We start from the raw sequence: 19,089 nt of genomic DNA on the forward strand, positions 1-19,089 counted from the left end.
GGCCGGCATGAGCGCACCGCACCCCCACGCCTCCGCCGACGTCCGGGCCCACCAGGACTTCGACGCCACCGCGTCCTCGCTGCAGGAGCAGGCCGACCCCCGCGTGCTCGCCGAGCTGCAGTCCATCCGCGGCACCATCGACAACATCGACGCGGCCCTGGTGCACCTGCTCGCCGAGCGGTTCAAGGCCACCCAGCGCGTCGGCGTCCTCAAGGCCACGCACGGCCTGCCCGCCGGCGACCCGGACCGCGAGGCCGCCCAGATCGGCCGCCTCCGGGCGCTCGCCGCCTCCGCGCAGCTGGACCCCGAGTTCGCGGAGAAGTTCCTGAACTTCATCATCAGCGAGGTCATCCGCCACCACGTGGCCCTCTCCGAGGACCACCGGCGGCAGGACGACGACCCGTCGTGACCCGCAGCGTCCCGACCGGTCCCCGGCGCACCGACCCCGACGTCCCCGGCGTCCTGGGCACGGCCCTCGGCGCGATGCCGGGCACCGACGTCGTCGAGTCCGTCACGCTGCTGCGGGGCGAGCTCGGCGCCCCGCACATCTCGTTCCTGCCCGTCCTTCCGGGCCGCGGTGCGGCCGCCGACCCCGTCGCCCGCACGGCGGCGGTGCTCGACGAGCTGTACGCGGACCAGCAGCCCCACGGGCTGCGCGTGTCCGGGGTGCCGGGCAAGGACTCCCGGTCCGCCCGGGCGCTGCTGGCCGGTGACGTCAACGTGCTCGCCGACGTGATCGGCGCCGAGAGCGCTCCCGACGACGCGCCGGTCAAGACCCAGCTGCTCGGCCCGCTCAGCCTGGCCGCCCGGCTCCACCTGCACGCGGGGGAGCGGGCGCTCAAGGACCACGGCGCCCGCCGCGACATCGCGGACTCCCTGGCCTCCGGCGTCCTCGGGCACGTCCGGGCCGTGCGCGCCGCGGCGCCCGGGCGCGACGTCCTCGTCCAGCTGGACGAGCCCGAGCTCGCCCGGGTGCTCGCGGGCGGCCTGCCCACGATGAGCGGCTACCGGACCCTGCGCGCGGTCCCCCTCGCGGAGGCACGGCGTTCGCTCGGAGCCGTCGTCGAAGCCTGCCGGGCGGCCGGCGCCACCGGCGTCGCCCTGCGGCTGCCGCCCGAGGTCGATCCCCGGCTCGCCCGGGAGACCGGTGCGGACGCCGTGCAGGTGCCGGCCCCCGCCGGCTCCGTCCACGACTGGGAGCCGCTCGCCGCGCTCGTCGAGGACGGCATGCAGCTGTGGCTCGGCCTCGTCCCCGTGCCTGGCGGATCGGCCCGCGCCCTCGCCTCGGGCGTGTGGTCCGTCTGGCGGGACCTGGGCCTGCCGGCCACCGCTCTCGACCAGGTCCGGATCACACCGCGCGAGGAGCTCGACGCCCTGGGCCCCGCCGCGCTGCGCGAGGTCCTCGCGCGGGTCACCGGGACCGCCTCGGCGCTGGCCCGGACCGCCGCCGAGGCCTGAGCCCGTCCCACCTCGTGGACCGACACACTCCGCGCCGAGGTGCGGGCCGGGCCGCAATCCGCCACAATGCAGGTGGACCCCGGTCCACCACGACGCCCAGGACACCCCGGGCCACGACGCCCCGGACGCCCCGGGTCACGGCGGCCCCCGCCCCGGCGGGTCCGCCCCACACCACCGGAGAGGCGATGAACGCGCGAATACTGGTCGTCGACGACGACGCCGCCCTGTCGGAGATGATCGGGATCGTCCTGACCGCAGAGGGCTTCGAGCCCGTCTTCTGCTACGACGGTGCCACCGCCGTGGACACCTTCCGGGCCGTGCGCCCGGACCTGCTGCTGCTCGACCTCATGCTTCCGGGCAAGGACGGCATCCAGGTGTGCCGCGAGATCCGCACGATCTCCGACGTCCCGGTCGTCATGCTCACCGCCAAGTCGGACACCGTCGACGTGGTCCGCGGCCTGGAGGCCGGGGCCGACGACTACGTGCCCAAGCCGTTCAAGCCCGCCGAGCTCGTGGCCCGGGTCAGGGCCCGGTTGCGCCCCGTCGAGCGCGCCAACTCGCAGGAGCTGCGGATCGGCGACCTGACCATCGACGTGAGCGGGCACAGCGTGCACCGCGGGGACCACGAGATCGGCCTCACGCCCCTCGAGTTCGACCTGCTCACCGCTCTGGCGCGCGCACCGCACCAGGTGTTCTCGCGGGAGATGCTGCTCCGCGACGTCTGGGGCTACCAGCACGCCGCCGACACGCGGCTCGTCAACGTCCACGTGCAGCGGCTGCGCTCCAAGATCGAGCGCGACCCGGAGAGCCCCGAGATCGTGGTCACCGTGCGCGGCGTCGGCTACAAGGCGGGCACGTCCGCCCGATGACCCCACCGGACGCCGCCGCCTCCCCCCGGCGCCGTGGGCCGGCCGGTGCCGCGTCCCGGCGGCTGCGGCTGGGGCGGCTCCTGCTGGCCCGCCGGTGGCGGCAGTCCCTGCAGTTCCGGGCCATCGCCGTGTCCCTGTCCCTGACCGCGCTGGCGTTCTTCGTCACGGGCAGCTTCCTCTCGCACCAGATCGCGGACCGGCTGTTCAACGAACGGCTGGACCAGGTCCTCGCCTCGGCCACCGCGGACTTCGAGCAGGTGCAGGCCAGCTTCGACGCCTCGGACGCCTCCGACCGCGACGAGCTGCAGGCGCTCGTGGCCTCGACCCTCGGCTCGCTCTCGGTCGACGGCGCGGAGACGGAGCGCTGGATCCTGCTCCCGATGGACTTCACGAGCGGGCAGACCCTCATCCCGGCGCAGAGCCAGAGCCCCTGGATGACCTCGAGCACCGTGCCGACGGAGCTGCAGGAGCGGCTCGCGGAGCAGGACGGCGTGTTCTGGCAGCCCGCCTCGGTCAGGGTGACGGAGAACGGGGAGGAGGCCCCCGTCATCGTCGTCGGCACCGTGGTGGACCTCTACCAGAACAGCCGCTACGGCCTCTACCTCGTCTACGACTTCTCCGAGCCGCAGCGCACCCTCGACGCGATGCACGCGGTGCTGCTCCTGTCGGTGGTCGTCCTGCTCCTGCTCGTGGGCGCGATCGTCTGGTACGTCACCCGCGAGGTCGTCCGTCCCGTGTCCAGCACCGCCCGCGTGGCCGAGCAGCTCGCGGACGGCGACCTGGGCGTGCGGATGCCCGTCAGCGGCTCGCACGAGGTCGCACGTCTCGCCCGGTCCTTCAACCGCATGGCGGACAGCCTGCAGGAGCAGATCACGCAGCTCGAGCAGCTCTCCTCGATGCAGCAGACCTTCGTCTCGGACGTCTCCCACGAGCTGCGCACCCCGCTGACCACGGTGCGGATGGCGGCCGAGGTCCTCTTCAACGCCCGCGAGGACTTCGACCCTGTCAACCGGCGCTCCGCCGAGCTGCTCCACCACCAGGTGGACCGCTTCGACTCCCTGCTGGCCGACCTGCTCGAGATCTCCCGTTTCGACGCGGGCGCGGCCCGGCTCGAGGTGGCCAGCGTCGAGCTGTTCTCGGTCGTGCACGACGTCGTGGAGGCCGCCGCGCCGCTCGCCGTCTCCTCCGGCTCCACGGTGCGGGTGCGCTCGGAGCTGTCCCGCTGCACCGTCCAGGGGGACCAGCGACGGATCGAGCGGATCCTGCGCAACCTCGTGGTCAACGCCCTCGAGCACGGGGAGGGCCGGCCCATCGACGTCGTCGTCGGGGCCTCCGAGGTGGCCGCGGCGGTGGCCGTGCGTGACCACGGCATCGGGATGACCGAGGAGGAGGCCGCCAAGGCGTTCAACCGCTTCTGGCGTGCGGACCCGGCACGGGCCCGCACGACCGGGGGGACGGGGCTGGGCCTCGCGATCGCCACCGAGGACACGCGGCTGCACGGCGGCCGGCTCGACGTCTGGGGCGCCCCGGGGGAGGGCGCGTGCTTCCGGCTCACCCTGCCCCGGACCCGCGCACGGCGGCTCGGGCCCGACGACGAGAGCCCGCTCGGCCTCCCGCCCGACGCCGACGCGTACCCGGAGACGGCGGTGGTCACGAGGACGGGGACCCTGGCCCTGGCGCCCCCCGCCGCCGCGGGGCAGGCGCCCGCCGCCGCCGCGGCGCAGTCGTCCGACGTCGAGGAGGACCGGTCATGAGCAGGACCCGGCGGCGGACCCGCACGGCCGCGCTCACCCTGGTCGCGGCCGTGGCGCTCGGCGGCTGCGGCGCCATTCCCCGGACGGGACCCGTGCACCGGCACGCCGAGCCCAGCCGGTCCGCCGTCCAGCCCTCCTACGACGTCGAGCCGGCCGGCCCCCGCGAGGGGGCGACGCCGGAGCAGATCGTGCGGGGCTTCCTCGCGGCCGGAACCGGCGTGGCCGACGACTACTCCGTGGCCCGCGAGTACCTGACCCCGGAGCTCGCGGGCACCTGGCACCCCGACGCGCGCACCCTCGTGCACCGCGGGGACGCCGCGCCCGTGCCCAGGCTCGAGGAGAACGAGTACCGGGTGAACCTCGAGGTGGACAGCGTGGTCGACGGCAGCGGCGTGATCGAGCGCAAGCCGGCGGGCGCCACCGAGGTGCTCGACTTCGACGTGGTCCAGGTGGACGGCCAGTGGCGGATCGCCGACGCCCCCGACGCGACGGCGCTCACCCCGGCCGACTTCGAGGACATCTTCGAGCCCCACCACCTCTACTTCGCGGACGAGGACCTGTCCAACGTGGTGGTCGACCCCCGGTGGTTCCCGGACCGGGTGCCGGTGTCGACGTCGATCGTGCGGGCCCTGCTCGGCGGCCCTGCGCCCTACCTCCGGGGAGCCGTGACCTCGGCGTTCCCACCGGGGACCACGCTCGCGCGCTCGGCGGTGCCCGTGCGGGACGGCACCGCCACGGTGGAGCTCAGCGTGCCCGAGTTCGACCCGGCGAACATCGAGATCAACCGCCGGATGCACGACCAGCTCTCGTTGAGCCTCCGGTCGCTCACCGCGGTGAACGACGTGGAGCTGCTCGTCGAGGGGGCACCGGTGGAGCTGGGCGCGGGGTGGACGGACTCCGCGCCCGTGCAGGACGTCACCGTCCCCTCCCGCCAGGTGGGGCTGCGCGACGGGGCGCTGGTGTTCTACCAGGGTGGTCAGACCGAGAACGTGGACGGGATCCCGCCGCTGGACGGCCACCACCCGTCCAGCCCCGCGATGGACGCCGCCGCCGAGCACTTCGCGTTCGTGGACACGGGCACGGGCTCGCTGGTGACCGTCGCCAGGGAGGAGGAGCCCGTGGAGCGCCTCAGCGGGACCGGTCTGACCCGGCCGAGCTTCGACGAGCACGGGTGGGTGTGGACCGGGGACTCCGCCGGGACCGTTCGGGCCGTGCGCACCGGCCCGAGCGCCGGGGACCCGGTCCGCGTCGAGGCCTCCTGGCTCGCGGCTCGGACCGTGACCTCCCTGCGGATCTCGCGCGGCGGCACGCGCGCGCTCGTCGTCACCGAGGACGACGGGGTCTCCCAGATCTGGCTGGCCGGCGTGGTGCGCGAGCCCGACGGCACGCCGCGCCGGCTCAACGAGCCGTTCCGGGTGGCGGCGGACGTCGACGCGGACGCGGCGCTGTGGCTCAGCGACCGGGAGTTCGTCGCGGCACCGCTCGGCGGGACCGGCTCCGTCCGGCCCCGCGTCTACGACGTGTCCGGGCGCTTCCGCGAGCTGCCCGGACTCGTGGGGCTCGCCGGGCTCAGCGGGGGCAACGGCACGTCCGCCGTCTACGCCGTGGCCGGCGGCGCCCTGCACATGCTCACCGGGAACGCCTGGGCGCCGCAGAGCGAGGACGTGCTGGACACGGCGTTCGCCGGCTGACGACCCGCCGTCCACAGGCCTGGCGGTCCGGACCGGAGCCGTGCCCCGACCACGTCTGCGGGCACGGGCCAGGATGGGCGCATGCCCGCGACCCCGTCCACCACCTCGTCCACCACCCGCGCCCTCGACCGGGCGGCCGCCCGGGTCCTCGACCGGCTGGCCGAGGCCGCCGAGGTGCTCCTGCCCGTGGAGTGCGCCGTGTGCCGGGCCCCGGGGGCCTCCCTGTGCCGCGCCTGCCGGCTGGTGCTGCGCCGTTCCTGCGCGCGTCCCTTCGAGGCGTCCTCGGCCGCGCCGCTGCTCGACCCGCCGCTGGCGGTCGTCGCCGCCGGGCGCTACGCCCACGGACTCGCCACGTGCCTGCTCGCGCTCAAGAGCACCGGGCGCACGGACCTGGTCCCCGTGCTCGCCGCCTGCCTGGCCACGGCCCTGCACGCGGCCGCACCCGGCTGGCCGCCCGGGCCCGTGCTGCTCGTCCCGGTGCCCACGAGCCCCGCGGCCCTGCGGCGCCGCTGGTTCGACCCGGTGCGGCTGCTGCTCGAGGACTGCGCGCGCCGCGGTGCGCTCCCCGCCGAGGCGGTCGTGAGCCGCGGGCTGCGGCACCGCACGACCGGGGCCCTGCCGACCGGGCCGGCGCAGAAGCGACTGGGCACCGCGGGCCGGCGGGCCCGTCCTGCCGGGTCCATGCGGTGCACCGCAGCCCCCGGCGCCCGGTGCGTCGTCGTCGACGACGTGCTGACCACGGGCGCGACCCTCGGGGAGGCGGCCCGCGCGCTGCGGGCCGGCGGGGCCGAGGTGGTCGGTGCGGTGGTGCTCGCAGCCGTGCGCCCTCCGGGGGTTCCGCTCACCGCTGATTCAGGTCCGGCGCGGCCGGGGCCGGGTGTACATCCCGTGTGATTCAACTAACGTTGAGTCACGGGACGCAACAATCCTCCCGGGTGGGCGGCGCCATCCGCCCACGTCACCCCCGAGATTTGGAGGGCATCATGGAACTGAACGTCATGGGGCGCAACGTCGCCGTACCGGAGCGGTTCAAGGAGTACGCCGCCGAGAAGGTCGTCAAGTTCGAGGAGCTGGGCGAGAAGGTCCAGCGCATTGATGTCAAGGTCACCAAGGACCACGCGCTTCCCGGGCACCAGGGCATGGGCGTGGAGATCACGGTCTCCGGCCGCGGACCCGTCCTGCGGGCCGAGGCCCGCGGCGACGACAAGTTCGCCGCCTTCGACGAGGCCTACAGCAAGCTGCTCGAACGCCTGCGCCGGGCGCGCGACCGCCGCAAGGTGCACCGCGGCGCCCACCGTCCCACGGCCGTTCACGAGGCCACCGGCGCCCTGCCCGTGGTCCCGAGTTCCGGACCCATCTACACCACCGCCGCGGAGCTCGCGACCGCCGAGCAGGAGGCGTTCGACCAGAGCGTCAGCCTCACCGATGCGGTCACCCCCGTCGAGATCCGGCGCAAGCGGTTCCCGGCTTCCGAACTGAGCGTCGACGAAGCCGTCGACCACATGGAGCTCGTCGGCCACGACTTCTACCTCTTCGTCGACAAGGACACCGGCGAGCCTTCCGCGGTCTACCGCCGCAAGGGCTGGAGCTACGGCGTGATCAGCCTCAGCGAGAACGGCGAGGAGTCCGAGGAGAGCGTCCGGGCCTACCAGCCCGAGCCCGCCCGCTGACCACACCCCCGTGACGGCAGGCCCGTCCGGCTGGGTGCCGGCAGGGTCCCGCCCCGGAAGAGCCCGGTGGTTGCGGCCACCGGGCTCGTCCGCGCCCGGAGACCGGCACCGGCTCCCGTAGACTGGAGACGGTGCCGGACACCCCCCCCATCAGTCCCAGCACGGCAGTCGAACACGAGGAGCGTGTGCACGTGGCGTCATTCCTGGAGAAAGTCCTCAGGACCGGAGACAAGAAGGTCCTGACGAGGCTGCGGTCCTACACGACCGCCATCAACAGCCTCGAGGACGGCTTCCGGGAGCTCAGCGACGCGGAGCTGCGCGCCGAGACGGACGCGTTCCGCGCCCGGGTCGCCGACGGCGAGTCCCTGGACCGGCTGCTGCCCGAGGCCTTCGCCGTGGTTCGGGAGGCCGCGTCCCGCACCCTGGGCCAGCGCCACTACGACGTCCAGCTCATGGGCGGCGCCGCCCTGCACCTCGGGAACATCGCCGAGATGAAGACCGGCGAGGGCAAGACCCTCGTCGCCACGGCCCCCGCCTACCTCAACGCCCTCTCCGGCAACGGCGTCCACGTCGTCACCGTGAACGACTACCTGGCCGAGTACCAGGCCAACCTCATGGGGCGCGTCTACCGGTTCCTGGGCATGGAGACCGGCGTGGTGCTGGCCAACCAGGACCCGGCGACCCGCCGACAGCAGTACGTCGCCGACATCACGTACGGCACGAACAACGAGTTCGGCTTCGACTACCTCCGCGACAACATGGCGTGGAGCCCCGACGAGCTCGTGCAGCGGGGCCACAACTTCGCGATCGTCGACGAGGTGGACTCCATCCTGATCGACGAGGCCCGCACCCCGCTCATCATCTCCGGACCCGCCTCCGGCGAGGCCAACCGGTGGTACACCGAGTTCGGCCGCCTCGTGCAGCGGCTCGACGCGGGCACGGACTACGAGGTGGACGAGAAGAAGCGCACCGTGGGCGTGCTCGAGTCCGGGATCGAGAAGGTCGAGGACTGGCTCGGCATCGACAATCTCTACGAGGCCCAGAACACGCCGCTCATCGGCTTCCTGAACAACGCCATCAAGGCCAAGGAGCTCTTCCGCGCCAACAAGGACTACGTGGTGCTCAAGGGCGAGGTCATGATCGTCGACGAGCACACCGGGCGCATCCTCGCGGGCCGCCGCTACAACGAGGGCATGCACCAGGCAATCGAGGCGAAGGAGGGCGTCGAGATCAAGGCGGAGAACCAGACCCTCGCCACGGTCACCCTGCAGAACTACTTCCGCCTCTACGAGAAGCTCTCGGGGATGACCGGAACCGCCGAGACCGAGGCCGCGGAGTTCATGAACACCTACGGGCTGGGCGTCGTGTCCATCGAGACGCACCGTCCCCTCGCCCGCATCGACCGCCCCGACCTCGTCTACAAGAACGAGGTCGCGAAGTTCGCCGCGGTGGTCAAGGACATCGAGGAGCGGCACGCGCTGGGCCAGCCGGTCCTCGTGGGGACCGTGTCGGTCGAGAAGAGCGAGTACCTCTCGAAGCTGCTCGCCCAGCGCGGCGTCCGCCACGAGGTGCTCAACGCGAAGAACCACGCCCGGGAGGCCGCGATCGTCGCCCAGGCCGGCCGCAAGGGCGCGGTGACCGTGGCCACCAACATGGCCGGCCGCGGAACCGACATCATGCTCGGGGGCAACGCCGAGTTCAACGCCGTGGACCGGATGCGGGAGAAAGGCCTGGACCCGCAGCGGGACGCGGAGGACTACGAGCGCGTGTGGCCGGACGTGATGGCCGCCTGCGAGGAGGAGACCCGCGCCGAGCACCAGGAGGTGGTCGCCGTCGGCGGTCTCTACGTCCTGGGCACCGAGCGCCACGAGTCGCGGCGCATCGACAACCAGCTGCGCGGACGCTCCGGGCGCCAGGGGGATCCGGGCGAGTCCCGCTTCTACCTCTCCCTCGCGGACGACCTCATGCGGCTGTTCAACGCCGGCGCCGCCCAGCGGCTCATGGCGGGGGCGCCGGACGACACCGCTCTCGAGCACAAGATCGTCTCCCGAGCCATCGCCTCGGCGCAGAGCCAGGTCGAGGGGCGCAATGCCGAGCAGCGCAAGAACGTCCTGAAGTACGACGACGTCCTCAACCGCCAGCGCGAAGCGGTCTACCGCGACCGCCGCCGGGTCCTCGAGGGCGACGACCTCCAGGAGCAGATCGCCCAGTTCGTCGACGAGGTCGTCACCTCCACCGTGCAGGACCGCACGTCGGTCGGCCACCCCGAGGACTGGGACCTGGACGGTCTGTGGGAGTCCCTGCGCACCATCTACCCCGTGACCCTTTCGGTCGACGAGGTCGTGGAGGAGGCCGGGGGCCGCACGCGGCTCACGGCGGACTTCCTGCGCGAGCAGATCCTCTCCGACGCCCGCCTCGTCTACGACCAGCGGGAGGAGGAGGTCGGCGCGGAGGCCATGCGCAACCTGGAGCGGCGCGTGCTGCTGTCGGTCATCGGGCGCAAGTGGCCCGAGCACCTCTACGAGATGGACTACCTCAAGGAGGGCATCGGCCTGCGCGCCATGGCTCAGCGCGACCCGCTCGTGGAGTATCAGCGCGAGGGCTACGCGATGTTCCAGGAGATGATGGGCGCGATCCGCGAGGAGACGGTCTCGACCCTGTACCGGATGGAGATCCGCCGCCAGCGCGTCGGCCCCGACGGCGGGCCCGTCGACCTGCAGATCCCGCGTCAGCCCAGTTTCCTGCAGTACACCGCGCCCGCGGAGAGCGGCGGCACGCAGACCCGGACGGAGCCCACCCCGGCGGGCCGCGGGGAGGACGAGACGGACGCCGGCGAGGCCTCACCCAACCGGGCGGGGCGCCGGGCCCGCGCCCGGGCCGGCAGCGCCGAGTCCTCCGACGGCTGAGTGCTCCGACGGCTGGGTCCTCCGGGGGCTGAGCGCGCCGTGTCGCGGCGCGCTCAGCCGACCTCGAGCTGCGTGACGCTCCAGCCCCGGCCCAGGCGCTCCACGCGCATGGCCACGGCCCGGCTGCGCCGCGGCTCGACCACCACCAGGGCCACCTCGTAGATCCCACGGTCCACCCGGCAGACCCGGCACCTGCGCACGTGGGGGTTGCGGTGCAGCTCCTGGAGCGCGGCCTTGCCCTCGAACTGCTCCTGCAGCAGCCGGAGCATGTCGGCGCGCTGCTGGAAGCGCTCCACGATCTCCGGGGTGGTCCAGCGGCTCAGCTGCGCCGCCGGCCGGCTCCCGCCCAGCACCTCCACGGCAGCCTGGCCGATGGACCGGGCCAGCGCCGTGACCCGGCCCAGCTCGTCCTCGGCGTCGTGGCCCAGCACGCGCGTGGCACCCCACGTGTAGCCGCCCGGGGCCGTGGGCGGCGCCGGGCGGGTGCGACGGGCCGGCGGACCGGCCGCCGGGCGTCCGCGCTCGGGCGCGAGCGGGCGGGCAACCGGGTCGGAACCGGCGGCGGGTGCGTTCATGACGGGCCTCCTGGGAACGGTGCTGCGGTGGGTCGGGGGTCGAGTGCTGCGGAGCCGGGACGCGGGCACGTCAGGGTCCTCCGGCGCCGGGCACCAGGAGCCGCTGGCCCGGCAGGAGCCGGTGCGGGCCGTCCGCGAGGACGTGCCGGTTCAGCTCGTACCAGCGGGGCCATGCGCGGGCGACCTCCTCGTCGGAGGCCGCGGGCCCCAGATGGGCGGCGGCCAGGGACCACAGGGTGTCCCCGCGCACCACGGTGACGGCGCCGTCCACCGTGCGCTCCGTCGCCGGCGCCCCGGTCCGCGGGGGGCAGGGGGCCGGCGCGGTCGGGGCCACGGGGATGGGCTCCCGGTCCCTGCCCCGGTCGGGATCGGACCCGGCGCCGGACCCGGGCTCGGGCACCGATCCCGGTGCCTCCAGGGTGGGAGCCGGCGCGTGCGGAGCGGGGGGCGTCTCCTGCGGAGCGGGGGGCGACGCCTCCTGCACGGACGCCCCGGCGTCCCAGAACGGGGAGGGGCGGTCGTCGGCGGCCGCCCCCGGGGCCGCGAGGAGCTGCAGGCCCAGCGCCGCGGCCGCGGCGCGGCGCAGCAGGGCGGGGGAGCACCGGCCGCAGATCCCCGCCAGGCGCTCCCAACGGTGGTGACCGGCCAGCACCGCGAGCACCGCCAGGACGGCGGCGAGGGTCCAGACCACCACCACGGCGCAGCCGATCACCGCCGCAGCCAGCCCGATCAGCGCCCCGGTGCCCGAGCTCCCGGCGAGGCGGCCGTCGCCCGCGCCGGCCAGGACGGCGCCGCAGGCCCCGGTGGCCGCGCCCAGGGCGGGCACCAGGAGCACCGACCACGGCGGAGCGACGGCGGTGCGCGCGGATCCCGAGGTGCCGTTCATGCCGTCTCCCCAAAGTATGATTTGGTTCTGTTTGTTTGAGTTTGATGCGCTTTGGCGCCCTAGGGCATGATTAGCACTTCACGACGGTCGGTGTAAAGGGATCGGCGGACCGCGGTGGACATGACGTTCCTTGACGGGTGCGGGACGGACGCCTACGTTGAGGCCCTGCGCGACCGGACGGCCCGGGAGCCGGACGAGGAGGCCCCGCAGTGCGCTGGGAGCAGCTGTTCGCGGACCTGGAGGCGCAACTGGCCTCCGCGCACCAGCAGGGTGTGGAGGAGGAGGCCGCGGAGCAGGCCCGTGCGGAGTACTCGCGGGTGCGCCTGGCCGACCGGCTGCGCCTCCGGCAGGGCGAACCCGTCCGGGCCCTGCTGGCGGGGTCCGTGCCGGTCGAGGGCCGGGTGCGCACGGTGGGCGCCGGCTGGGTCGCCCTCGAGGACCGGGGGACCGAGCACCTGGTGCCGCTGGGCGCGGTCCTGTGGTGGGAGTCCCTCGGACGGGGGTGGGCGCCCGATGACGACCCGGTGGCGCTGCGGCTGGGCCTGGGACACGCGCTGCGCGCCCTGGCCCGGGCCAGGGCCGGGGTGCGGATCCGGCTCACCGGGGGAGGACCGCTGGGCGAGCTCGACGGGACGGTCGACCGGGTGGGCGCGGACTTCTTCGACCTGGCCCTGCACCCGGACGACGACTACCGCAGACGCAGCAGCGTGACCGCTCTGCGCGCCGTGCCGTTCCCCGCGCTGGTCTGCGTCTCCTCGCTCACGGCGGGGTGAGCCGGCCGGCGGGGCCGTCCCGGTGGCTCAGTCGAGCGCGCCCGAGCGCACCGCCTCCGCCGTCCGCTCGTACCCGCGGGCGATGTACTCCTCCAGCTTGGCGGTCTCGACGCGCCACTGCCCCCGTCCACCCACCTGGATGGCGGGCAGCTCTCCGCTGCGCACGAGAGCCCTCGCCTGCGTGGCCGAGATGTTGAGGATCTCGGCGACGTCCGCCAAGGTCAGGAAGCGCTGCTGCGCCATCCTCCGCCTCCTTGCTCGTGGTTGCTCTCCCGTTCCAGTCTGCCACCGAACGGGCGGCGCGGCTCCCCGTCCACATGCGGCCGGCGCGAACGCCCCGCGTGCTCGGGCGCTCGGTCTGGGACGCGCGTCCTGTCCCCAGTTGTGCACCGACCGGTTCCCGGGGACCGTGCCCGCGGGCAGAATGTGGGCGACGAGCGCGGTCCCCACGGCCGTGCCGAGCAACGAGAGAGGCGGTCGCCGATGAGCGGCACGGTCAGGGGCACGGACGCTCCGTCGGCCCGGTTCCGGAGACCGACCTGGCGGGACCCGAGGCTGCTCACCGGGCTGCTGCTCGTGCTGCTCTCCGTCGCCGGGGTGACCGCCGTGGTCACCGTCACGAACCGGACGGATCCCTACCTGGCGGCCGCCCGGGACATCGAGGTCGGGCAGGACGTGACCGGGGAGGACGTGGTGGTCGTCGACGTCCGGCTGCAGGACGCGGCGGACCTGTACGTCCCGGCGGACGCCGCGCCCGGACCGGGCACGGTCGCGACGCAGCGGATCCCGTCGGGCCAGCTGCTGCCGGGGACCGCTCTGGGCACCGCGGACCGGCTGGACCGCAAACCGGTCGCCGTCCCGGTGGACCACCCGCTGCCCCAGGACGCCGGGGCGGGAACGCGCGTGGACGTCTGGGTCGCGGCGCAGAAGCCCTCCGGCCGCGGCCACGAGCCGGCCCGCCTGCTGCTTCCCGCCGCCGAGATCGCCGGGGTGCAGGCTGAGCAGACCGCCCTCGGCGCGGGCCGCGGCACCGTGGTGCACGTCCTGGTCGAGGAGGACCCGATGGAGGAGCTCGTGGACGCGCTCGGCAACGACGCCCGCGTCACGCTCGTCTGGAACCCCGCGGGCGGCCGGTGATGGTCCTCCCGGTCATGGCCCTCGGGGTCTCGACATGGCCCCTCGTCGACGGGATCGAACGGCTGCACGGGCCGGTCACGGTGGTCCGCCGCTGCCTCGACCTCACGGAGCTGCTGGCCGCGGCACGCGCCGGGCTGGGCCGGGCCGCCCTCGTCGCGGAGGGCGCCGAGGACCTCACGGCGAGCCTGCTGGAGCAGATCCGGCTCGGCGGCGCGGCGCTGCTGGTGCTGGAGGGCCACGACCACCGCCGCCTCGCGGGCCTGGGTGCCGTGGTCGTCCCGGAGCGCGCGACCCCCGAGGACGCCGCGCGCCTCGTCGAGGAGGCCGTCGCCGCGGCGACGGGCGCCGCGAGCGCCGTGGGCTACGCCGACGTCGTCGCGGCGAGCCGTGCGGACTCGACGGCCACCGGAGACGCGGCGTCCTCAGCGGCCGGTGCGGACCCGCGGGACGGGGAGGACCCCGGCGGCGCGGAGCCGCCGGGCCCCCGGGGCTCCGGGCGGATCGTGGCGGTGTGGGGGCCCACGGGGGCGCCGGGCCGGACCACGGTGGCCGTCAACCTCGCCGCCGAGCTCGCGCTCCTCGGGCAGGACACGGCCCTCGTCGACGCGGACACCTACGGCCCCTCGGTGGCCGCCGCCCTCGGGATGCTGGACGAGGCGGCGGGCCTGGCCCAGGCGTGCCGGCTCGCCGACCAGGGGCGGCTCAACGGCGCGGCCCTGCGGCGAACGGCGGCGGACGTGGCCGTCGCCGGGCGCACCGTCCGGGTGCTCACGGGACTGACCCGCCAGGACCGCTGGCCGGAGCTGCGCTCGAGCGCCGTGGCGGCGGTGCTCGAGCGCTCGGTGCAGGAGTTCGGCACCACGGTGGTGGACTGCGGCTTCGCGCTGGAGGCCGACGAGGAGCTCACCGTCGACACCATGGCTCCCCGCCGGCACGCGGCGGCCCTCACGGTCCTGGAGCGCGCCGACGTGGTGGTGGCCGTGGGTGCCGCGGACACCATCGGCGTGCCGAGACTGGTCAAGGGCCTGCCGGAGGTCGCCGCGGCCGCGCCCGGTGCCCGGCTCGTCGTCGCCGTCAACAAGCTGCGCCGCTCGGCGGCGGGACGCTCCCCGGAGCTGGGGATCCGGGAGGCGTGGGCGCGCTTCGGCTCCGGCCCGGCGGTCGAGCTGTTCGTGCCGTGGGACCCGGCGACCTGCGACGAGGCGCTGCTGGCGGGGGCCGTCCTCGCGGAGACCGCGGCGGGGACCCCGGTGCGGACCGCGCTCCAGGTGCTGGCCGGCCGGGTGCTCGCCGACCCCGGGGAGGCCGGGGAGGGCGGGGACCCGCTCGTGCACGGTACTAGGCTGGGCGGCAGGATCGGGGCCTGGCTGCGGCGCTGATCGCGGGGGCGCCGTCCGGGTCCTCCCCACCTGCGACCACCGGAGGCGATGTGGCGTTCACGGAACTGATCAGGGACACCCATGACTTCGGGCCCGGGGACTACGAGTGGCTCCACCTGCTCGTGGGGGACTGGCAGCTCATCTCCGACCTCGCCTTCGGCGACCTGATCCTCAGCTTCCCGGCCGACTACATCCCGGCCGCGGGCAGCGGCAACGGCCGCGGCATGCCGGCCCCCGGCAGCTCGTTCCGGGTGCTCGCCCACGTGCGGCCCGCGACGGGTCCCACGGTCTTCCACAAGGACATGGTGGGCGAGCTGCTGCCCGAGGAGCTGAGCGGGTTCCTGCGGGCCGCCTGGGTGGGCCGGCGGATCGAGCGGGTGCGCGCGGCCGGGGAGGAGGCGGGCTCCTCCGGGCCGGTCAAGGTGGTCCCGCTCGTGCGTAAGGGGCGGACGCTCGCCCTGCTGACCCTGCACACCGGACGGGCACCGGGGCAGGTGGTCTCCCGGCAGGAGATCGTCTACCGCGAGACCGCCGACGCGCTGCTGCGGATGGCCAACGAGGGCCTGTGGCCGGACTTCTCCGCCCCGACGGGATCGCGCCGTGGCGCGCCGCGCGTCGGGGACGGGGCGATCCGGCTCGACGCCGAGGACCGTGTGACCTACGTCTCGCCCAACGCGGAGTCGGCGCTGCGCCGGCTGGGGATCGACGGCGAGCTGCTCGGGGAGCGGCTCATGGACCTCGTGCTCCCCGTGCTGGTGCCCGGAGCAGACGCGGACGAGACCCTCGCCCCCGTGCTCAGCGGGCGGACGGCGTGGCGCACCGAGGTGGAGGGCGCGCGCGTGAGCGTCAACTTCCGCTCCGTCCCGCTGCGGGACCGGTCCGGCCGGCTCGGGGCGGTGCTGCTCTGCCGGGACGTCACCGAGCTGCGCCGCCGGGACCTGGAGCTCGTCTCGAAGGACGCGACCGTGCGGGAGATCCACCACCGCGTCAAGAACAACCTGCAGACGGTCTCCGCGCTGCTGCGCCTGCAGGCCCGGCGGATGACGACGGACGAGGCGCGCCACGGGCTCGAGCAGGCCATGCGCCGGGTCGCGACCATCGCGATGGTGCACGAGACCCTCTCCCAGGGGTTCACGCAGAACGTGGACTTCGACGAGCTCATCGCCCGGCAGTTCCGGCTCGCGGCGGAGGTGGCCTCCCCCGAGCAGACGGTGCGCACCCGGATGATCGGCGAGTTCGGCGAGCTGCCGACCCGCCTGGCCACCCCGCTGGCGCTCGTCATCAACGAGCTCGTCACGAACGCGGTCGAGCACGGCCTCGCCGGGCGGACCGGCACGGTCACGCTGGAGGCGTCCCGCGTGCAGGACGAGGACGGCACAGGTCAGCTGCTCGAGGTCGTGGTGAGCGACGACGGCGCCGGGATGGGCGACGTCGTCATCGAGGAGTCCGGGGCTGGGGCCTTCCGCCGGGCGGCCGGCGGCGAGGGGCTCGGGATGCAGATCGTGCGCACTCTCGTGGCGGGCGAGCTCGGAGGCTGGATCCGCTGGGAGCCGCGGCAGGGCGGGGGCACCGAGGTGACGGTGCGCGCCCGGCTCGACGACTAGTCCGGGGCCGGTCCGGGAAGCGGCGAGGACCGGGACCCCGTGGGGTTCCCGGTCCTCGGTGCGAGCGGAGCGCTCAGGAGGCGCGGCGGGCGCGGGCGGCGCGGCGCTTGAGGGCCCGGCGCTCGTCCTCGCTCATCCCGCCCCAGACCCCCGCGTCCTGGCCGGACTCGAGGGCCCACTGGAGGCAGGTGTCCATCACCGGGCAGCTTCGGCACACGGCCTTGGCCTCCTCGATCTGGAGGAGGGCAGGTCCGGTGTTGCCCACGGGGAAGAACAGCTCGGGATCCTTCTCCAGGCATGCTGCGCGGCTACGCCAATCCATGGTCAGCGATCGCTCCTTTCAAGGGTGGGTCCCGTCAGCGCAGGGCAGAAGAATCCTGCGGCGGCCGCGTCCGGGACAAGAGAAAAGGCCCATTCGCACGGGCCTTGTGAAGAACTGACGTCCACCTTCCCACGCCGGGGGGGTGTGGACAAGGGCTTTGGGGGGCGCGTCACCCCCCGGTCGGTGAGGCGTTGCTCACAGGGTGCCCGGGCAGGTGGCTCCGCGGTCCGCGCAGGGGCCCGCCCAGGGGCCGGCGGACTAGGGTGGCGGGGAGCGCCGGGGCCCGCGTCCGCAGCCCGGCCGGAAGGAGGACTCCCATGCCCACCCCGTCCCGGGACACCCGGCCGCGCGAGGTCGTGGTCCTGACCGGCGTGGTGCTGCTCGAGGCCCTGGTCCTCGCGGGGGCCGCGCTGCGGCTGGTCTGGTCCCTCCTGTTCGAGGAGCCCCTGACCGTGGGCGGAACCGTCTTCCTCGCGGCGGTCTTCGCCGGGGGCGCCCTGTGGCTGCTGCGCGTGGGCCAGGGCCTCTGGCGCGGCTTCCGGTGGCCCCGCGCGGCCGCCCTCGTGGTCCAGCTCTTCCTCCTGGTGCTCGCCTACCCCCTGCTCCGGTCGGGGCAGTGGGCGCCCGGGCTCGCGACGGCCGTGCCGGCCGTCCTCGTGCTCGTCCTGCTCTTCCGGCCGGGCGTGCTCGCGTGGACGAGCCGCACCGTCCGGTAGCGGGACCGCCCGTCCAACTCCGGCGCGGCCCCGGGGCGCGCCCGCCCGGGACGGCCGGCCCGGACCAGTACAGTTGAACCGCCCGTGCCCGCCGACGTCGTGCCCGGCCCCCGTCCGCTCCCTTTCCTCCCGCCGAGCAGCTCCGAACAGGTGGTCCCGTGACTCCCCGCCGCATCGTCATCGTCAGCCGCATCTTCGCCCCCGAGCCGGCCGCCGCGTCGTTCCGGCTGCGGGCCCTGGCCCGTGGCCTGACCGAGGCGGGGGCGCAGGTCACGGTCCTCACCACGCGCCCGCCCGCCGGGTCCGTGATCGAGCCCGAGCCCTATCCGGTGCGCCGGTGGCCCGTCCTGCGGGACCGGTTCGACTACGTGCGCGGGATCGTCCAGTACCTCAGCTTCGACGTCCCCGTCCTCTTCCGGCTGCTGGCCACCCGGGCCGACCTCGTGGTCAGCGAACCGCCCCCCACCACGGGGATGGCCGTGCTCGTCTCCTCGCTCCTCCGGGGGCGGCCCTACGTCTGGTACGCCCCGGACATCTGGACCACCGCCGCCGAGAAGATGCAGGTGTCCGCGCCGGTGAAGCGGGCCATGCGCGTCATGGAGACCCTCGCGGCCCGGCGGGCCGCGAGCGTGCTCACCGTGTCCGAGGCCATGGGCCGCGAGCTGCAGTCCGTCACCGGCGTGGCGTGGGAGAAGGTGCTCGTGGCGGAGAACGGCATCGACACCGACGTCTTCCGCCCCGACGGACCCGTGGCCGAGCCCGGCGCCCCCTACTTCGTCTACGCCGGGTCGATGTCCGAGTGGCAGGGCGCCGACGTCTTCGTCCGCGCCATGCCCCGCGTCCTCGCGGTCCACCCCGACGCCCGGCTGCGCTTCTTCGGCCGCGGCTCCGACATCGACCGGGTCCAGGAGATCGCCGAGCGGCTCGCCCCCGGGAGCGTGCTCTTCGAGGGTCTGCGCCCCGCCGCCGAGACCGCCGAGTGGACCCGGGGCGCCGTCGCCGCCCTGGGGGCGGTGCTCCCGGGCATCGGCTACGACTTCACCAAGCCCACCAAGATCTACGCCGCCGCGGCGTGCGGGACGCCGGTCGTCTACGCGGGGGCGGGGGTCGCCGCCGAGCTCGTGGAGGCCAACGGTCTGGGCACGGCCGTCGACCACGACACCGACGCGGTGGCCGAGGCCATGATCGCCGCCCTCGACCGCCGGCTCGACCCGGCGCTGGCCGAGGACAACGACCGGGAGCGCCGCCGACGGGCCGCGTGGGCGGCCGAGAACGCCTCTCTGGCGGCCTCCGGTCGCCTCGCCGCCGACTGGCTGCTCCAGGGCTTCCCCGACTGATCAGGTACTTTG

The 19,089-nt window shown here is 74.7% G+C and carries 17 protein-coding genes and 1 pseudogene; 14 read left to right on the plus strand and 4 right to left on the minus strand.

Annotation, left to right across the window (positions count from 1 at the left end; translation table 11 throughout):
* The first annotated feature begins 7 nt into the window (after positions 1 to 7).
* The 8 genes and pseudogenes from ACFYE3_RS10675 to secA all read left to right on the plus strand — a co-directional run.
* Entirely contained in the window at positions 8 to 409 is a 402-nt protein-coding gene (locus ACFYE3_RS10675) for a chorismate mutase (RefSeq protein ID WP_368820260.1), read from the plus strand.
* On the plus strand, positions 406 to 1,458 hold the full coding sequence (locus ACFYE3_RS10680) for a hypothetical protein (protein ID WP_387608871.1): 1,053 nt from the start codon (positions 406 to 408) through the stop codon (positions 1,456 to 1,458). The genes ACFYE3_RS10675 and ACFYE3_RS10680 overlap by 4 nt, the downstream gene beginning before the upstream one ends.
* Before the next feature lie 185 nt (positions 1,459 to 1,643).
* Positions 1,644 to 2,327: an MtrAB system response regulator MtrA gene (mtrA, locus tag ACFYE3_RS10685; RefSeq protein WP_368820258.1), complete on the plus strand. Its 684-nt coding sequence runs from the start codon at positions 1,644 to 1,646 to the stop codon at positions 2,325 to 2,327.
* Positions 2,324 to 4,081, plus strand: a complete 1,758-nt coding sequence (gene mtrB, locus ACFYE3_RS10690) for an MtrAB system histidine kinase MtrB (protein WP_387608873.1) — start codon at positions 2,324 to 2,326, stop codon at positions 4,079 to 4,081. Before mtrA ends, mtrB begins: the two co-directional genes overlap by 4 nt.
* Positions 4,078 to 5,772, plus strand: coding sequence for an LpqB family beta-propeller domain-containing protein (locus ACFYE3_RS10695; protein ID WP_387608876.1), 1,695 nt, complete (start codon positions 4,078 to 4,080; stop codon positions 5,770 to 5,772). The genes mtrB and ACFYE3_RS10695 overlap by 4 nt, the downstream gene beginning before the upstream one ends.
* An 81-nt stretch (positions 5,773 to 5,853) precedes the next feature.
* Positions 5,854 to 6,666 (plus strand): ComF family protein, encoded by an 813-nt coding sequence (locus tag ACFYE3_RS10700; RefSeq protein WP_387608878.1) that lies wholly within the window; start codon positions 5,854 to 5,856, stop codon positions 6,664 to 6,666.
* A gap of 89 nt (positions 6,667 to 6,755) precedes the next feature.
* Complete coding sequence (gene hpf, locus ACFYE3_RS10705; RefSeq protein ID WP_387608881.1) at positions 6,756 to 7,442, plus strand: ribosome hibernation-promoting factor, HPF/YfiA family; 687 nt, start codon at positions 6,756 to 6,758, stop codon at positions 7,440 to 7,442.
* Between the two features lie 191 nt (positions 7,443 to 7,633).
* Positions 7,634 to 10,097 (plus strand): annotated as a pseudogene (gene secA / locus ACFYE3_RS10710) (preprotein translocase subunit SecA); the annotation flags it as partial.
* A 304-nt stretch (positions 10,098 to 10,401) separates the two neighbouring features.
* Here secA and ACFYE3_RS10715 read toward each other — a convergent pair.
* Both ACFYE3_RS10715 and ACFYE3_RS10720 read right to left on the minus strand, forming a co-directional pair.
* Positions 10,402 to 10,923 (minus strand): Rv3235 family protein, encoded by a 522-nt coding sequence (locus ACFYE3_RS10715; RefSeq protein ID WP_387608884.1) that lies wholly within the window; start codon positions 10,921 to 10,923, stop codon positions 10,402 to 10,404.
* Between the two features lie 70 nt (positions 10,924 to 10,993).
* On the minus strand, positions 10,994 to 11,809 hold the full coding sequence (locus ACFYE3_RS10720; protein WP_387608885.1) for a LysM peptidoglycan-binding domain-containing protein: 816 nt from the start codon (positions 11,807 to 11,809) through the stop codon (positions 10,994 to 10,996).
* A gap of 209 nt (positions 11,810 to 12,018) precedes the next feature.
* On the opposite strand from ACFYE3_RS10720, the gene ACFYE3_RS10725 reads away from it, so the two are divergent.
* Positions 12,019 to 12,582: a hypothetical protein gene (locus tag ACFYE3_RS10725; protein WP_387608887.1), complete on the plus strand. Its 564-nt coding sequence runs from the start codon at positions 12,019 to 12,021 to the stop codon at positions 12,580 to 12,582.
* A gap of 27 nt (positions 12,583 to 12,609) precedes the next feature.
* Here ACFYE3_RS10725 and ACFYE3_RS10730 read toward each other — a convergent pair whose 3' ends face one another.
* Positions 12,610 to 12,825, minus strand: coding sequence for a helix-turn-helix domain-containing protein (locus ACFYE3_RS10730; protein WP_017833632.1), 216 nt, complete (start codon positions 12,823 to 12,825; stop codon positions 12,610 to 12,612).
* Positions 12,826 to 13,065: 240 nt separating this feature from the next.
* Here ACFYE3_RS10730 and ACFYE3_RS10735 point away from each other — a divergent pair, with 240 nt between their 5' ends.
* The 3 genes from ACFYE3_RS10735 to ACFYE3_RS10745 all read left to right on the plus strand — a co-directional run bounded on the left by ACFYE3_RS10735 (position 13,066) and on the right by ACFYE3_RS10745 (position 16,702).
* The gene (locus ACFYE3_RS10735; RefSeq protein ID WP_387608890.1) at positions 13,066 to 13,719 is read left to right on the plus strand and encodes an SAF domain-containing protein; all 654 of its coding nucleotides are present in this window, start codon (positions 13,066 to 13,068) and stop codon (positions 13,717 to 13,719) included.
* A gap of 509 nt (positions 13,720 to 14,228) precedes the next feature.
* Positions 14,229 to 15,098, plus strand: a complete 870-nt coding sequence (locus ACFYE3_RS10740) for an AAA family ATPase (protein ID WP_387609087.1) — start codon at positions 14,229 to 14,231, stop codon at positions 15,096 to 15,098.
* Positions 15,099 to 15,148: 50 nt separating this feature from the next.
* Positions 15,149 to 16,702 carry a sensor histidine kinase gene (locus ACFYE3_RS10745; protein WP_387608891.1) on the plus strand — a complete coding sequence of 518 codons (1,554 nt, stop codon included), beginning with the start codon at positions 15,149 to 15,151 and terminating at the stop codon, positions 16,700 to 16,702.
* 73 nt (positions 16,703 to 16,775) lie between these two features.
* On the opposite strand, the gene ACFYE3_RS10750 is transcribed toward ACFYE3_RS10745, so the two are convergent.
* Complete coding sequence (locus tag ACFYE3_RS10750) at positions 16,776 to 17,024, minus strand: WhiB family transcriptional regulator (RefSeq protein WP_017833636.1); 249 nt, start codon at positions 17,022 to 17,024, stop codon at positions 16,776 to 16,778.
* 317 nt (positions 17,025 to 17,341) lie between these two features.
* On the opposite strand from ACFYE3_RS10750, the gene ACFYE3_RS10755 reads away from it, so the two are divergent.
* Positions 17,342 to 17,740, plus strand: coding sequence for a hypothetical protein (locus ACFYE3_RS10755; protein ID WP_387608894.1), 399 nt, complete (start codon positions 17,342 to 17,344; stop codon positions 17,738 to 17,740).
* Positions 17,741 to 17,898: 158 nt separating this feature from the next.
* Positions 17,899 to 19,077 (plus strand): glycosyltransferase family 4 protein, encoded by a 1,179-nt coding sequence (locus tag ACFYE3_RS10760; RefSeq protein WP_387608897.1) that lies wholly within the window; start codon positions 17,899 to 17,901, stop codon positions 19,075 to 19,077.
* Positions 19,078 to 19,089 lie beyond the last annotated feature (12 nt).

Origin of the sequence: Kocuria arenosa (genome assembly GCF_042879215.1) — a bacterium.
In the GTDB taxonomy this organism is placed as follows: Bacteria; Actinomycetota; Actinomycetes; order Actinomycetales; family Micrococcaceae; genus Kocuria; species Kocuria arenosa.

Excerpts from the sequence above, each read along its gene's own strand:
- ACFYE3_RS10675 (WP_368820260.1), top strand. The coding sequence starts at position 8 with ATGAGCGCACCGCACCCCCACGCCTCCGCCGACGTCCGGGCCCACCAG.
- mtrA (WP_368820258.1), top strand. The coding sequence starts at position 1,644 with ATGAACGCGCGAATACTGGTCGTCGACGACGACGCCGCCCTGTCGGAG.
- mtrB (WP_387608873.1), top strand. The coding sequence starts at position 2,324 with ATGACCCCACCGGACGCCGCCGCCTCCCCCCGGCGCCGTGGGCCGGCC.
- ACFYE3_RS10695 (WP_387608876.1), top strand. The coding sequence starts at position 4,078 with ATGAGCAGGACCCGGCGGCGGACCCGCACGGCCGCGCTCACCCTGGTC.
- ACFYE3_RS10700 (WP_387608878.1), top strand. The coding sequence starts at position 5,854 with ATGCCCGCGACCCCGTCCACCACCTCGTCCACCACCCGCGCCCTCGAC.
- hpf (WP_387608881.1), top strand. The coding sequence starts at position 6,756 with ATGGAACTGAACGTCATGGGGCGCAACGTCGCCGTACCGGAGCGGTTC.
- ACFYE3_RS10715 (WP_387608884.1), bottom strand. The coding sequence starts at position 10,923 with ATGAACGCACCCGCCGCCGGTTCCGACCCGGTTGCCCGCCCGCTCGCG.
- ACFYE3_RS10720 (WP_387608885.1), bottom strand. The coding sequence starts at position 11,809 with ATGAACGGCACCTCGGGATCCGCGCGCACCGCCGTCGCTCCGCCGTGG.
- ACFYE3_RS10730 (WP_017833632.1), bottom strand. The coding sequence starts at position 12,825 with ATGGCGCAGCAGCGCTTCCTGACCTTGGCGGACGTCGCCGAGATCCTC.
- ACFYE3_RS10735 (WP_387608890.1), top strand. The coding sequence starts at position 13,066 with ATGAGCGGCACGGTCAGGGGCACGGACGCTCCGTCGGCCCGGTTCCGG.
- ACFYE3_RS10750 (WP_017833636.1), bottom strand. The coding sequence starts at position 17,024 with ATGGATTGGCGTAGCCGCGCAGCATGCCTGGAGAAGGATCCCGAGCTG.
- ACFYE3_RS10755 (WP_387608894.1), top strand. The coding sequence starts at position 17,342 with ATGCCCACCCCGTCCCGGGACACCCGGCCGCGCGAGGTCGTGGTCCTG.